The 978-nt window shown below is 35.1% G+C and carries 1 protein-coding gene; it reads left to right on the forward strand.

The genetic code is table 11. The features are described from left to right. Positions 1 to 559 precede the first annotated feature (559 nt). On the forward strand, positions 560 to 978 hold a 419-nt coding region (locus KSX58_RS10275), incomplete at its 3' end, for a hypothetical protein (RefSeq protein WP_217752139.1).

The following is a 978-nucleotide window of genomic DNA, read 5'->3' on the forward strand; positions in this document are numbered from 1 at the left end:
ACTTAGAGAGAATTGCAGCATTGCGCGCAAGCTTGGAATGAGATACATGAAAACTACGATAGAGAATATATACAAAATCCGAGTAAGTCACATCATCATCATTGCTGGCTTTATAATTCTTTTAATAAACAAATATGCCAATTTGCTTGATTTTGATTTTCTAGATCCCCTCAGCAAGTCCAGTATCACACTTTTAGGCATAATTGCAGTCTCTAGTGTTGTCCTCTTTCAAAAAAAATCTTTTTTCTTAATACTTGTTTTTTTATTCGCTTTTAACACTTGGCTACTAACTCGAGACACCACACTAATCGTGTTTCTTCTCTTCGCAGCTACCACACAAAGCACAAAAAAGAAGCTATTAAATACATTTTTAACTGTACAATCAATCATTTTAGCCTCATGCATTATAACATATTTTCTAGCTTTAAAAATCAAATTTATAAACGTTAGTCTATATAACACAGGAGATAGAACTAGATATACTTTCTTCTTCCTTCAGCCAAACAATTTTGGAATTCAATTTGCATTCACGATTATATGTTTCATATACATAAGCAAATTGTCTTCTTCAATTTCCATAGCTATCCTAGCTATTTCAAGCGCATTTCTTTACATCTTCCCGAACTGCGTCACCGGTTGCGTTGTGCTCGTTATCTACGCTCTCTTAATTCTCTTCTTTAACAAGCCTGATTTTTTCAAAAAGAAAATACTACGATTCACACCATATCTTGTTGCAATTATCGGTATCCTCATTTTCTCCTTGTATCTCACCGGGAAGACTGGCTTCATAGGAAAAATCATCTCCGGCACATTTTCGTATAGATTCATCGGTTCCGTAATGGCAATTCGTCTCTATGGAGTGAATCTAACAGGACATTATCTCGACAAATTAGGAGAAACTCTCTTTATAGATGGCCAGTGGGGTACATTCTGGCTTGATTTCGCCTATGTTAGAGTTCTTGTTGAATTTGGTATAAT

The sequence above is a fragment of the Bifidobacterium sp. MSK.17.10 genome (assembly GCF_019129655.1).
In the GTDB taxonomy this organism is placed as follows: Bacteria; Actinomycetota; Actinomycetes; order Actinomycetales; family Bifidobacteriaceae; genus Bifidobacterium; species Bifidobacterium adolescentis.